The 12,163-nt window shown below is 59.3% G+C and carries 9 protein-coding genes; 2 read left to right on the top strand and 7 right to left on the bottom strand.

All coding sequences use genetic code 11. The annotated features are described in order from the left end of the window. Both AC1XOS_RS13555 and AC1XOS_RS13550 read right to left on the bottom strand, forming a co-directional pair. Positions 1-1,228: thiamine pyrophosphate-dependent dehydrogenase E1 component subunit alpha (locus AC1XOS_RS13555; RefSeq protein WP_481962757.1), on the bottom strand; the 1,228-nt coding region annotated here is incomplete at its 3' end. Between the two features lie 18 nt (positions 1,229-1,246). After that, positions 1,247-2,260 carry an acyl-ACP desaturase gene (locus AC1XOS_RS13550; protein ID WP_481962756.1) on the bottom strand — a complete coding sequence of 338 codons (1,014 nt, stop codon included), beginning with the start codon at positions 2,258-2,260 and terminating at the stop codon, positions 1,247-1,249. A 1,214-nt stretch (positions 2,261-3,474) separates the two neighbouring features. On the opposite strand from AC1XOS_RS13550, the gene AC1XOS_RS13545 reads away from it, so the two are divergent. After that, entirely contained in the window at positions 3,475-5,538 is a 2,064-nt protein-coding gene (locus tag AC1XOS_RS13545; RefSeq protein WP_481962758.1) for a prolyl oligopeptidase family serine peptidase, read from the top strand. Here the strand turns inward: AC1XOS_RS13545 and AC1XOS_RS13540 are convergent. The 4 genes from AC1XOS_RS13540 to AC1XOS_RS13525 are packed head-to-tail and all read right to left on the bottom strand — an operon-like array spanning position 5,535 to position 10,215. Continuing rightward, positions 5,535-6,365 (bottom strand): PPK2 family polyphosphate kinase, encoded by an 831-nt coding sequence (locus AC1XOS_RS13540; protein ID WP_481962755.1) that lies wholly within the window; start codon positions 6,363-6,365, stop codon positions 5,535-5,537. The genes AC1XOS_RS13545 and AC1XOS_RS13540 overlap by 4 nt on opposite strands. Before the next feature lie 7 nt (positions 6,366-6,372). Continuing rightward, positions 6,373-8,916: a glycoside hydrolase family 20 zincin-like fold domain-containing protein gene (locus tag AC1XOS_RS13535; protein ID WP_481962754.1), complete on the bottom strand. Its 2,544-nt coding sequence runs from the start codon at positions 8,914-8,916 to the stop codon at positions 6,373-6,375. After that, on the bottom strand, positions 8,913-9,515 hold the full coding sequence (locus tag AC1XOS_RS13530; protein WP_481962753.1) for a DUF2141 domain-containing protein: 603 nt from the start codon (positions 9,513-9,515) through the stop codon (positions 8,913-8,915). The genes AC1XOS_RS13535 and AC1XOS_RS13530 overlap by 4 nt, the downstream gene beginning before the upstream one ends. Positions 9,516-9,519: 4 nt before the next feature. After that, positions 9,520-10,215 (bottom strand): YqjF family protein, encoded by a 696-nt coding sequence (locus tag AC1XOS_RS13525; RefSeq protein ID WP_481962752.1) that lies wholly within the window; start codon positions 10,213-10,215, stop codon positions 9,520-9,522. Between the two features lie 46 nt (positions 10,216-10,261). On the opposite strand from AC1XOS_RS13525, the gene AC1XOS_RS13520 reads away from it, so the two are divergent. Then, complete coding sequence (locus tag AC1XOS_RS13520; protein ID WP_481962751.1) at positions 10,262-11,086, top strand: DUF697 domain-containing protein; 825 nt, start codon at positions 10,262-10,264, stop codon at positions 11,084-11,086. Positions 11,087-11,101: 15 nt separating this feature from the next. Here AC1XOS_RS13520 and AC1XOS_RS13515 read toward each other — a convergent pair. Then, positions 11,102-12,163 (bottom strand): putative bifunctional diguanylate cyclase/phosphodiesterase (locus AC1XOS_RS13515; protein WP_481962750.1); only part of this gene is annotated, 1,062 nt, incomplete at its 5' end.

The following is a 12,163-nucleotide window of genomic DNA, read 5'->3' as shown; positions in this document are numbered from 1 at the left end:
AGAGATCAAGATCAATGGCTTTCTTGTAGGCACGGAGCAAGAGGTTATCAATGCGCTCGTACTCTCCCTCAAAGTCCTCACGCAGGCAGACGCCTGCAGCGATGAGATCTTCGCGGAAGGTGACCAGTGGATCGACGCGCTGCCACGCTTCGATCTCCGTTTTTTCGCGGTAGCTTGACTGGTCCGAGGGCGAGTGGCCGCTAAATCGGTAGGTGATGGTGTCGAGAAGCACGGGGCCTTCGCCTGCTTCAAGAAGTGCTTTCTTACGGGCGATGGCATCAATGACCGCTAGGGGATTGTAGCCATCCACACGCTCGGCGTGCATCTGATCGGCGTTCAGGCCCGCGCCCAGCCGCGCCAAAATCCCAAAGCCGCCCGTCTCGCCGACAGGCTGACCGCCCATGCCGTAGAAGTTATTGACAAAGTTGATGATAATCGGCAGGCCGCCCCGGACATAATCGGGCCAGAGGGTCTTGAACTGATCCATGGTCGCAAAGCAGAGTGCTTCCCATGTCGGGCCACAGCTGGCGCTCGCATCGCCGATATTGGCAATCACAATGCCCTTTTTCTGATTGACTCGCTTGTAGAGAGCCGCCCCGACCGCAATATCCGCCGAACCACCAACAATGGCGTTGTTGGGGAAGACACCAAAGGGCGTGAAGAAGGCGTGCATCGAGCCACCCATCCCTTTGTTAAAGCCTGTCTCACGGCCAAAAATCTCGGCGAGGGTTCCGTACAAGAGAAAGTCAATCGCTAGCTCTTGCACGGAGCTAGTGGCGTTATCTCTCTCCACGACCCGCAAGACTGAGCCGTTGTCATAGCTACGCATGATCGCCAGGAGGGTGTCGTCATCGAGCTTGTCAATGGCGGAGAGGCCCTTGGCAAGGATCTCCCCGTGACTTCGGTGGGAGCCATAAAGATGGTCGTTGGTATCCAGAAGATACGCCTGACCGACAGCTGTCGCTTCCTGGCCGATAGAAAGATGAGCAGGACCACGGTGATCGTAAGGAATACCGCTGTACTGCCGCTGGGTCTTGACCTCTTGTAGCAGTCCTTCAAACACCCGGATCACCGCCATATCGTGATGAATACGCCGCAGGTCAGAGTCGGAGTAGCGGCCTCGCTCCTCGGCGAGGGTCTTCTGGTACTGATTGACGGGGATTGGGTCAAAGCTGACATGTCCCGGCTTTCGAACGTCTTCCGGGATAATGGAGATGGACTTAGGCATAGCGCCTCTATTGTACCCCTACACAGACAGTATCGTTTTCTGCACACGGGATGCTGCCACGGGAATAGCAGGCAAGGAAGTAATGCGGGGATAGAGTGCTTGCTTTGCTTGCTCGGCTTTCGTCTCCGCTCGATCGGCAACCTCGTCTATTTCATGGCTGGGGAGCCCGGCTTCTTTGAGCTGGGTGCGGCTGATATTGAGGTCTTCTAGGACGGGCTTGCGGATCTTGGCGAGATACATCTTAGGACCGTAGATTCCTGAGGCCTCAATCTCCGCACCGCGTTTTTCCCACTCCGGGATGAGGGCGTGGGCGGGCATGGCGAAGTTATCAAAGACATACTTAATATCGGCGATGGTGCCTTCGGGGTCGAGGGCCATGTAGGTCTTGACCCCCTTGCGGAAGAAGTTGTAGTGAGCGCTTTCGTCGGAGGAGAGCCAGCGCAGGGCTTTGTCTAAACACGGGTCGCCCTCACCGTTTTCGTGGACGAGCTTACGCAAGTTGGTGTAGTTGAGGCCCGTGGCGAGCTCCTGGATCATGGTGTAGCAGATCATCTGGCGCGGCGTCTCAAACGGGAGCTTCCACTCCGCCCCCAGCAGTGAGCGCTCGAAGTCCTCCATCTCGTCCTCGGTGCGCTTGCCCGAGGCGATCAGCCATCGCTCCAGCGCGAGTGAGTGCTTGCTCTCTTCGTAGCCCCAGTTCGCTTGGAAGAGTGCGCGGCCTTTGGACTTGCGAATCAGGGCCATGATCTTACTGGTGTAGTCGGGGAGAAACGACTCCACGGCGCAGAACGACTCAATAATAGAGACAACCAGCTCCGAGGCGTTTCCTTCGGCGGCGGCCCAGGGAATGTCGGTATCCACGTTCCAGCGGCGCTTCTCTTCAGCATTCTGGAAGTAGCGGAGGTAGTGCTCATAGAACGTCTCTTCCATCTGGCACTGAACACTGGCGCTCTTAAGAGGCGTCACAGGCTCATCGGGCCAGTGGGCACGGCCCTTCTCGCAATAGTCGGCAATCTGTTGTTCTTCGCTCATGGTGTTACTCTGAGCGTATCGTACCCTTGAGGTCTGTGCTAGGCATGGGTCAAAAGTCCTGAATCGCCTGAATCTGAGGCGGACAAGCCACATTTGGTACAATGCAGGCTATGCGAATGATTGGCATGGCGGCGCTGGTGGCACTGGCAGCCCCAGTGCAGGCTCAGAGTCCTTCCGTATCTCTGAACTTTAGTGTGGCGGCAGATCAGCTCGCCGTGGCTCCATTAGAGGCGAGAGCGGCAGTGATGGAGGGTTGGCAGCAGCCTCTCGCGGCGTGGGCCGGACTGGAGAACCCTTACAGGGGACAGGCGTCTCGAAGCGACTCCACGGTCTGGGTGGCCCGCAGCGGGGCGCACCTCGGTCTTGCTGTCACCAACCCGAGCACCACGGAGAATGCCATGGTGGCCGTGAGCTTGAAGCTCAAGCGTGGCGTATGGCGCATTGAGTTTGCCGTAGGGAGTGCCGATGGAGTCGTGCGCGCGTGGAAGGCAGGCGGGGCGTTTCTCGCCCAGCCCGGCACGGTTACGAAGACGATCTTTGTCAAAGCGAGAGAGACGCTCTTTGTCCGTGCGATTGAGACTCTGGGGGAGGCCGATGTGTCTTGCCGTGCAGCGCAGATGCAAATGCCCGGCAGGCTTGTGACCACCCGCGCCCGGATTGGCGAGGCGCAGGAGTTTTGTGGGCGGAGCAAGCCAGATAAAGTGCTTGAGAAGATTCACGAGGCTCTTTCCGATCTCACGGGACAGTCGGGAGCGGCTATTAGTCGGCTCCGAACCGCTCTCTCGGAGGTGAGCGCTGCGGTTCTGAGTCTTCGTCTTCAAGCTAAGGCCGAGGGGACTGGCACCAAGATTTTATTGGTCAATGGCGAGAGCCGCGCCTTGCCAGGAGGACGGTTTCTCTTGGGAAGCGGCGCAAAGTCTTTTGGCAAGCTCCCCCTTAGGACGGTGGCCTCGACGGTGCTCCCTGGCAGTGGGGAAGCGCTTGTTCAGTATGCACTCGGGGCGGGAACCGCGACACTTTCCGCACGGGTTGGCCCTGGCACCGAGCTTCCGCTGGTTCTCTCCCGTCAGCTCACGGCAGTTGTGGCGGTGGCGCCTAAGCCCACTCCAGCACCTGCCCCGATGAAACCAACCCCAAAACCGACGGCTAAGCCTCCCGTAAAAAGAGCGCTGAAGCCTACACCCATCAAGTCCGCGACTGTATTTGTAACTCCTATGCCCAAAGTAACTTACCCCCTAACCAAGACCGTTGAGGTGGCTGACACCTACCATGGCATCACTGTGTCTGATCCTTATCGCTGGCTGGAAGATGCCAACTCTGCTGAGACCGAGGCCTGGGTGATGGCTCAGAACGAGGTGACGGCAGCCTACCTCAAGCCCATGCCCGCACGAGCTGCCGTTCAGAAGCGTCTGACGGAGCTCTGGGACTATGAGCGCTATGGAATCCCAAGCCGTTATGGGAGTCGCTACTTCTTTGCCCGCAACGATGGGCTCCAGAACCAGGCCGTGCAGTACGTCGCCGATAGCCTAGATGCGGAGCCCCGCGTTTTGATTGATCCCAACACGCTCTCAACCGATGGCACCGTGGCACTCGGGGGCATGAGCCTCTCCGACGATGGCAGTAAGCTAGCCTACTCCATTGCCCGCTCAGGCTCCGACTGGCAGGAGTGGCATGTCCGCGACGTCGCAACGGGGCAGGATCTCCCCGACAAGATCGAGTGGAGCAAGTTCAGCGGTGCCTCGTGGCTCAAAGATGGCTCGGGGTTCTACTACAGCCGCTACGCTGCGCCAGAGTCGGGAACCGCACTGCAAGAGGCTAACTACAATCACAAGCTCTACTTCCACAAGCTCGGGACGCCCCAGAGCGCCGATGCGCTCGTCTACGAGCGCCCGGATCACCCGGACTGGAACCTGGGAGGCTCGGTCAGCGAAGATGGTCAGTGGCTGGTGATCTATGCCAACAAAGGCACTGAGCGCCGTAACTATCTCTTCCTCAAGAGCCTGCTTGAACCGAACGCGCCGGTTCGTGATCTCTTGGTTGCAGGCGATGCATCTTATAGCCTGGTCGGCAACGACGGCAATACTTTCTATGTCATCACCGACCAGAGTGCTCCGCTCAAGAAGCTCGTCGCAGTGGACAGTAGCAATCCCAGTCCTGCCGCGTGGCGCACTGTGATCCCAGAGAGCAAAGACACCCTCCAGTGGGCCAATCTTTTTGGGCAGAGGCTGGTTGTCGGGTACCTAAAAGATGCCCGCTCCCAGGTACGGCTCCATAGCCTCACGGGCGAGCTTTTGCGTGATGTGGCTCTGCCCGGGATTGGAACCGCCAGCGGCTTTGATGGTAAGCGCGAGCACACTGAGACCTTCTTTGCGTTCTCCAGCTACACCAGCCCGACCACAATCTACCGCTATGATATCGAAGAGGGAGTTAGCACGGTTTTCAAGGCTCCGAAAGTCGCCTTTGACTCGCGCCAGTTTGAGACGAAGCAAGTCTTTGCAACCAGCAAAGATGGCACCAAAGTCCCGATGTTTCTTACCCACAAAAAGGGGCTGGAGCTGAGTGGTAAGAACCCCGTCTATCTCTACGGCTATGGTGGCTTTAATATTCCCCTGACGCCTGGCTTCTCGGTGGCGATGCTTCCCTGGCTGGAGCAAGGTGGTGTCTATGCGGTGGCGAACCTGCGCGGCGGCGGTGAGTACGGCAAGGAGTGGTACGAGGCTGGAACCAAGCTGCGCAAGCAAAATGTCTTTGACGACTTTATTGGGTGTGCCGAGTGGCTCATCGCGCAAAAGTACACCAACCCAGCGAAGCTTGCGATTGCCGGGGGCAGTAACGGAGGGCTCTTGGTCGGGGCGTGCATGACCCAGCGACCTGAGCTCTTTGGCGTGGCGCTCCCTGCCGTGGGAGTCTTAGACATGCTCCGCTTTGACAAGTTCACGATTGGCTGGGCCTGGAAGAGCGACTACGGCGACCCTGCTAGCGAGGCGGATTTCAAGGCACTGATGGCCTACTCGCCCTACCACAACCTCAAGCTCGGCACGCGCTACCCCGCGACTCTGGTGACAACATCGGATCATGATGACCGCGTCGTCCCGGCTCACTCCTTCAAGTTTGCGGCTCGGCTTCAGGCCGCGCAAGACCCGAGTGGCCCGCCCACGCTCATTCGGATTGAGACCAAGGCAGGCCATGGGGCAGGCAAGCCCACAGCAAAGATCATTGAGGAGCAGGCCGATATCTGGGCCTTTGTGATGCGGGCACTGGGGATGGGGGGAAGCTAGGCCGTAGACGCCGCTCGAATCTTCTCCAGCGCGATCTTCTGCTCCGCGCCCAGCTTGGCCAGCGAGGCCTTCCACTCCGCTTTGTAGGGCTTGAGGGCCTCGATCAGCACCTCGGCCATGGCGACATTGCGGAACCACTTATTGTCGCCTGGGATGACATACCACGGGGCGTTCTGCATGGAGCAGCGCTCCAGCACATCGTCGTAGGCGGCGCTATAGTCATCCCAGAAGCTGCGCTCCGTCCAGTCACTGGGATTGAGCTTCCAAGACTTCTCCGAGTTGGCCTCGCGCTCCAGAAGCCGCCGCTCTTGCTCGTCTTTGCTGACATGCAGGAAGAACTTCACGACGATTACATTGTTATCCGTTAATAAATTCTCAAAGTTATTGATATCATCATAGCGCTTCTCCCAGACCTCTTTGGGGGCAAGGTTATGCACCCGCACCACCAGAATATCTTCGTAGTGGCTACGGTTAAAGAAGACCACCTCGCCCTTGCCGGGGGTCTGCTTGTGGATGCGCCAGAGAAAATCATGGGCACGCTCCTCGGGAGTCGGCACTTTGAACGCCGCCACACGTGTCCCGCTGGGGTTCATCGCGCCTGCCACGCTCTTGATCGCGCCATCTTTCCCCGAGGCATCCCGGCCTTGGAGCACCACAAGGAGCGCATGGGTTCCGGCGGCAGAGAGCAGCTCCTGGAGCCTTTCCAGCTCGATGGCCTGCTTGGCAAAGCGCGCCAGTGCCTCTGCCTCGGTCATGCCACCATCGCTCTTGGTGGGAATCGTGGTAAAGCTTACCTTACCGGGATTGTCAAACTTCTCGCATAGCATGGGAGGATTATACCAACCCCGTCACCGCAGAGACGACGAGCCCCGACTCTCCGTTGGTGCTGGCAATCGTCACCTTGCCGCCACCTGGGATCGTCAGGCTCCGCAGACCGGGTGCAACGGTGCGTACACTCGGGTCGGAGAGCGCCGCGGGATCGTCTTTTGTTGAGAGATTCACGCCATAGACCAGCGCGGTCTCTTTGCCATTCACCGTTACCGTGCCCACTTTCGTTCCACGCTCAGCCTTGTGCGTGGCTGCGACGATCAGCCGTAGCTCACTCTCCTCACGTAGGGGCAGCTCCAGCGTGAGCGAGAGCGGCGCGGGCTCGGTGAGCTTTCCGGCAAGCAGAGTCGGGGTGAGGCGGTAGAGAACGCCATCGCTCAGGCGTGCCTCGCGAGCTTTTCCCGGCAAGAGCGCCAGAACTCCCGAGCGCGGCTTTTGGGGCTGGTCCTTCTGATCGCTCCAGAGGCGCGTGAAGACCTCGCCCGCATCCCACGACGGCTTGGTGGTGCCTCCGTTCCAAAAGTGCTCCGCCGCCAGCACCATCGCCACGAACTGCCGTCGCTCCGGGCCATCCAGCACCTCGGCTTTCGACTCGTAGCCACACCACGTTGTTTGCAAGCCGCCCCATGCGCCCGCTTCCGCCGCTGCTTTCGAGAAATTCACCACGTTGCCCGGATTGAACCAGGTGCACGCCACAACCCGCGAGAAACCCGCATCACGGAGCTTCTTCAGCGACGGAAACTTCTCGTGCGCCCCGTACTGCCAGTCAAACATCACGACATCTTTGGGGAGCCCGTCGCGGAGCTTCTGGGCATCGGTAGCGCTTGGAGCTGTGCCAAAGCAAGGCGCGACTTCCGAGGGATGGAGCGCCATGTCGGCCCACATCCACATCTCTTTGCCGCGCCTCTTGTGAAACGCCTGCCAGTGCCGGGCATTACTCACAAATAAATCTGCAAATGTCCGTGGAGCCGAGCGAAACGGGAAGCGCCCCCGCATTGTCACTTCATCGAGCCCGGCATGGAACGCAGGCGCACCAAATAAATCATCTGCCTCTGCGACGAGTTTCTCCAGATAGCCAACCGCGGCGGGGTTGGAGATATTGACTGCGTAGGGCAGCTCAGGGTCCTCGGCAAAGGCCCGGTTCTGCGGCTTATTGAAGAGCCACTCCATGTGCCCGTAGCTCTGCACCAGCGGCGTCATCGTGATGCCATTGGCTTTTGCAAACGCCACCTGCTCTCGGATCGCCGCTTTTGTGCCCCCCCAGCTTGGGGCCACCGACGGATCGCTCTCCCACTTGAGCTGCTCGCACTGAATGACCAAGTGGTTGAGCTTAAAGGGCGAGAAGAGTCGGGAGATCAGCTTTTTCTGAAACGGGAGCGCGTTCTGCCCATGAAACAGATGCACGCCTCGAAAACCCAGCGTCGGCCAGTCCTCAATCTCAACAGCATGAATTAAATAACTTTTGCCATCGTTTTCTATTAACTGTAAGAGCGTCTGGGCTGCCCAGAGCGTCCCGGCTTCATCGTTGCCGGTAAGCTGGATGCGGTCTTTGCGCACGGAGAGGGTGTAGGACTCTGGCTCCCCCCGGCGCACTCGTACCTCGCTGCCGACCCCCTCCGGCTTCGCGAAGGGGATGGCTTTTTTGAGGAGCGCAATCGCACGCTCTGCGCCGGGGCCAATGACTTCGATCTTGGTCTTATTGGTCAGGCGCACCGGCGGGCCGGTGACCGTGAGCTTCTTGGGCGTAGGAATTACCAGCGGCGTCTGTGCCACCTGCGGCACAAACGCATCATGACGACTCTGGCTTCCCACTCTCCCCTCACTCCCCCCTCCTCCCAGGATTGGGAGGAGGGGCTGGGGGAGGAGGGAATTCGGGAGGACGGAATTCGGGAGGAGGGCCACCGTAAACACCACCGCTTGCTCACCGTCTCCAAAGCGCACCGCTCGGGCGGGGGAGCCGAGGCCGAGCCAGAAAATCGGGGCGGCTTGTGCCCAGTCAAACGCCTCGGCGCGGGCATCGAAGCAGACGGGTTTTTCGTTATTTCCGGTGCTGTGCCAACCAAAGACGACCTGCCCGAGCTTGGTCTCAAACGCGAGCTTGGTAAACGGTGGCCCGAGGCGCCGCTCCTCTTGCGAGCCGGTGAGTGGAGCCATCGGGACTTTAGCAAGGCGCGTGTCACCGCTGACGGACGCGTCTTCTAATAAATTTGCATTGACGTAGCCCGCAGCCCACTCGATCTCAGCGGGAATATCGGACTTGAGGCGGTAGCGCAGGGTGGTGGTGACAGAAGTCTTGGTGACCAGCCACTCAAACGCCACGGCGGCGCTCTCGTTCTCCGCGCTCGCCTCCGCCAGCCAGCTCTCGCCGACTTTCCGCCAAGGCGTCTCGCTCCAGCGCACCGTGGTTGGGTTAAAGAGCACCCCGCTCCAACCTGCCTTGACCAGATAGAGTGTCGAGCGGCGGACGACCGGCACGCCATCAGCGGCAATGCTAAGGCCATTGGTGGGCGTCCAAGCCACCGTGAGGCGACCCAGTGTCAATGGGCTCATAGGTGCACCAGCTTGATCGTGATCGTGCGCTCTGAGCCCGCGCCGGTGATAGCAAACCCTGCATCTTTGAAGCGCGGCGGGCCCATTCGAATCTTGGGATCGCGTGAGAACCCGAAGCCCTCTTTGGGAATCCCGAAGGCTTTCGCATCCAGCTTGCCGTTGTTGTTCTCGTCGTGAAAGAGCGTGACGGCGTAGACGCCCGGTGCGAGCTTGGGGATCGCAAAGTGCGCGGTTTTCTCTGGCGAGATCATGCACTGCCCGCTCGCAACGGCTTTCTCGCCTTTGTCTGGGAAGCCTTCGGGGCCGGAGAAGACCGAGTAGACTACTTGGCCTTTGGTGCTCCGCATTCCCGAAACCTCAACTGTGAGCGTGGTTTCTTGTGGCTTCTCGCCCTCGGTTAGCGCGACGGGGTAGTGCTGCTTTACCCAGAGAAGCGCTTTTTCACGAAATGCAGGAGCCGCATCGAGCACAAGCGCTTTTGTCTCGGGGCCTTCTGTGTGCAAGGGCCAGGCAACCGAGGGATCAAATTTTTCGGGCAAGGTGAGCTTTAGTGTCAGCTCCTCGCCGCTGAGCTCCACAAGACGGGCTACGTTTTGCATGACGTTATTTTACCTCCACAGGCTCCAGTCCGAAGATGTCAACATTGACGCCGCCGGAGTAGTGCGCCAGGAGGGGCTGCGTGTCGAGGGGAAATCCAGCGGCGTGGGTGAGGTTCTGGTCAATCTGAAGGCTGTGGGCATCTTGGAACTGGTAGGGGGTGTGGGCGACGCGGCCTGCAAAGAGCTGCTTGCTGGAGACACTAAAAAGTGTGTAGCGCTCGATGAGAAAGTGCTCCAGGGTACTTGGAGCCGCCGTGCGCAGCGGCTCTTGCGCCACTTGGTAGGTGATGCGGCTATGGGCGGGTTTGGGCGGGTGGCTCAGGCGCTCCGAGGCGTAGGAGTGATCTCCAAGCTCCATCTTGGCCCAGTGGTAGGGGAGCTTAAAGAGGCCACGGGCCAGCTCGACGGCGATAGGATTGGCAGCTTCCAGGCTGAAAAAATAGACTCCTGGCCGACCGGATTTGTCCCGAACATAGACTCGGACATTGGTCTCGTGAAAGTGCGAGAGCCAGGGGACGGCGGGAAACCAAACCGGGCGGACGTTGCGCATCGTGAACGGCACGAGGCCAAGATAGGTCTTGCCGTCGAACGTGTCCACAATCAGGCCCTCGGGCAGGCGCGACTGCACCGATTCGGGGGAGACTTCCCAGTGTAAAAAGAGCAGCGCGTGCCACTCTTGGCGCATTACTATTTTTGACATGCAACCCAGCATACCGTTTCTCTGTCTATGAGGGTAGGATAACTAAATGCCAGATAGCGATAACATTCTCTCCATTGCCAAGTTGCTGGGCGACCAGGCCAAGAAAAAAGTCAAGGAAGCCCTCGGTACCGAGGAGGAAGATAATAAGCGAGGCCCGACACCCTGGCCGCCGATGAGGAACGAAGATATGAGCTACATGGAACCCGACTGGGATGAGCTTGACCGCAAGGCCAATGCCATTGTCATTACCTACACCACTGTCTCTGCAGTAGCGAGCATCCTGCCGCTGGGCCTTGACGTGGCCGCCGCGACGATGACCTTCTCAAAAATGGCGACTGAGCTGGCGGGAGTCTACCAGGTTCTGGTATCCGCCAAGCGCGCTCGGCAGATGGGCTGGGCGATTGCCTCGACCACGGGCGCGGTTCTGGGAGCCACCTACGGCGCGATGTTTGCTGCTGGCAAGATCGCCAAGTTTATTCCCGGAGCTGGGTATCTCGTCTCGGTGGCGATTCAAGCGCCACTGACCGCCGCGGTGGCGTGGGCAGCGGGCGACTCGCTCAAGAACTACTTCAAGGCGTGTCGTCAGGGGCGTGATCCAGGGATTGAGGCGCTGAAAGAGTCGTTTACCAACACCCTTCATATCAAGCTCAAGAGTGTCAAGCTGCCGGGGGCAAAAAATGCGGCTACTGAAGCCACTGAGAAAGCCGCAGCGACGAGTGCAGCCTCGGCGGCGGCAGCAACGGAGTCGAGTAAAGACAGTGTCTCCGATGCGGTGGAAAAGCTCGCCACGATGCATGAGCTACTCAAGCAAGGCGCAATCTCGCAGGCAGAGTACGATAAGAAAAAGGCGGAGCTTCTCAGCCGAATCTAAGGGCTTTTAGACCATTTAAGCGGCGAGGTGAAGAGGCGCAGGATGCGTCTCTTCGTCTTTTAGCCGATGCAGAAGGTCGGGGATGGCCAGGGCCGATACGGCGGGGGAGATCAAAAAACCCTGGATACGGTCACAGCCCAGCTCCGCTAGGATTCGTCGTTGGGCGGCCTCTTCAACACCCTCCGCAATTACTTCTAGATCGAGGGCGTGCGAGAGCTCGATGATCGCACGGATGATCGCCTGGGTCTGAGGGCTATTCACCAGGTCCACCAGAAACGCCGCGTCAATTTTTAAGCAGTCTAACGGCAGGTCGCGCAGATAAGAGAGCGACGAGTACCCGGTGCCGAAGTCGTCTACAGCGATACGAATGCCCAGAGCATGGAGCCCTGCCAGTGTCTGCTGTGCCACATTGCCTTGCCCCAGTAGCGCCGACTCTGTGATCTCAATCTCCAGCCGATCGGGTGGTAGGCCCGTGGTGCTGAGAACGCTCTTGACGCGGCGTAGGAACCAGGGCTGTGTGAGCTGAAGGGTGGAGACATTCACCGCAACAATGGGGCAGCTTCCCCACTCTGTGTGCCAGGCCGCGGCTTGCTCACAGACCGTCTGAAGGGTCCAAGAGCCCAGTGGCTCGATCAGGCCACACTCCTCCGCGACCGCGATAAAGCGCGCGGGACTAATCGACTGCTCCCCAGCGGGCCGTTTCCAGCGCAGGAGGGCCTCCAGGCTCCCCACCTCACCCGTTTGTGGGTCACAGAGTGGCTGGTAGTGCATCTCAAACTCACCTTGGTCTAGGGCACGACGCAGGCAGCGCTCTTGGCGGAGACGCTCTTGCGTGGCATCATGCATGGAGCGGTCGAAGTAGCAGAAATTATTGCCGGTGCGCTTGGCTTGGTCCATGGCAACATCTGCGTGCTGAATCAAGGTCTCTGGATCTATACCATCATCGGGGTAGAGGCTAATGCCAATGCTCGTACCCACAAAAAGCTCCTGTCCGCCAATCACCACGGAGCGGGCAACCGCAGGCAAGATACGGCGCACGAGAACCTCGGTCTCTTCAATCGAGTGAACGGGATTGAG

This window comes from Armatimonas sp., from assembly GCF_964826245.1.
This window is presented reverse-complemented; position numbering and strand designations above follow the sequence as displayed.

Excerpts from the sequence above, each read along its gene's own strand:
- AC1XOS_RS13550 (WP_481962756.1), bottom strand. The coding sequence starts at position 2,260 with ATGAGCGAAGAACAACAGATTGCCGACTATTGCGAGAAGGGCCGTGCC.
- AC1XOS_RS13540 (WP_481962755.1), bottom strand. The coding sequence starts at position 6,365 with ATGCTATGCGAGAAGTTTGACAATCCCGGTAAGGTAAGCTTTACCACG.
- AC1XOS_RS13520 (WP_481962751.1), top strand. The coding sequence starts at position 10,262 with ATGCCAGATAGCGATAACATTCTCTCCATTGCCAAGTTGCTGGGCGAC.
- AC1XOS_RS13530 (WP_481962753.1), bottom strand. The coding sequence starts at position 9,515 with ATGCAAAACGTAGCCCGTCTTGTGGAGCTCAGCGGCGAGGAGCTGACA.
- AC1XOS_RS13525 (WP_481962752.1), bottom strand. The coding sequence starts at position 10,215 with ATGTCAAAAATAGTAATGCGCCAAGAGTGGCACGCGCTGCTCTTTTTA.
- AC1XOS_RS13545 (WP_481962758.1), top strand. The coding sequence starts at position 3,475 with ATGCCCAAAGTAACTTACCCCCTAACCAAGACCGTTGAGGTGGCTGAC.
- AC1XOS_RS13535 (WP_481962754.1), bottom strand. The coding sequence starts at position 8,916 with ATGAGCCCATTGACACTGGGTCGCCTCACGGTGGCTTGGACGCCCACC.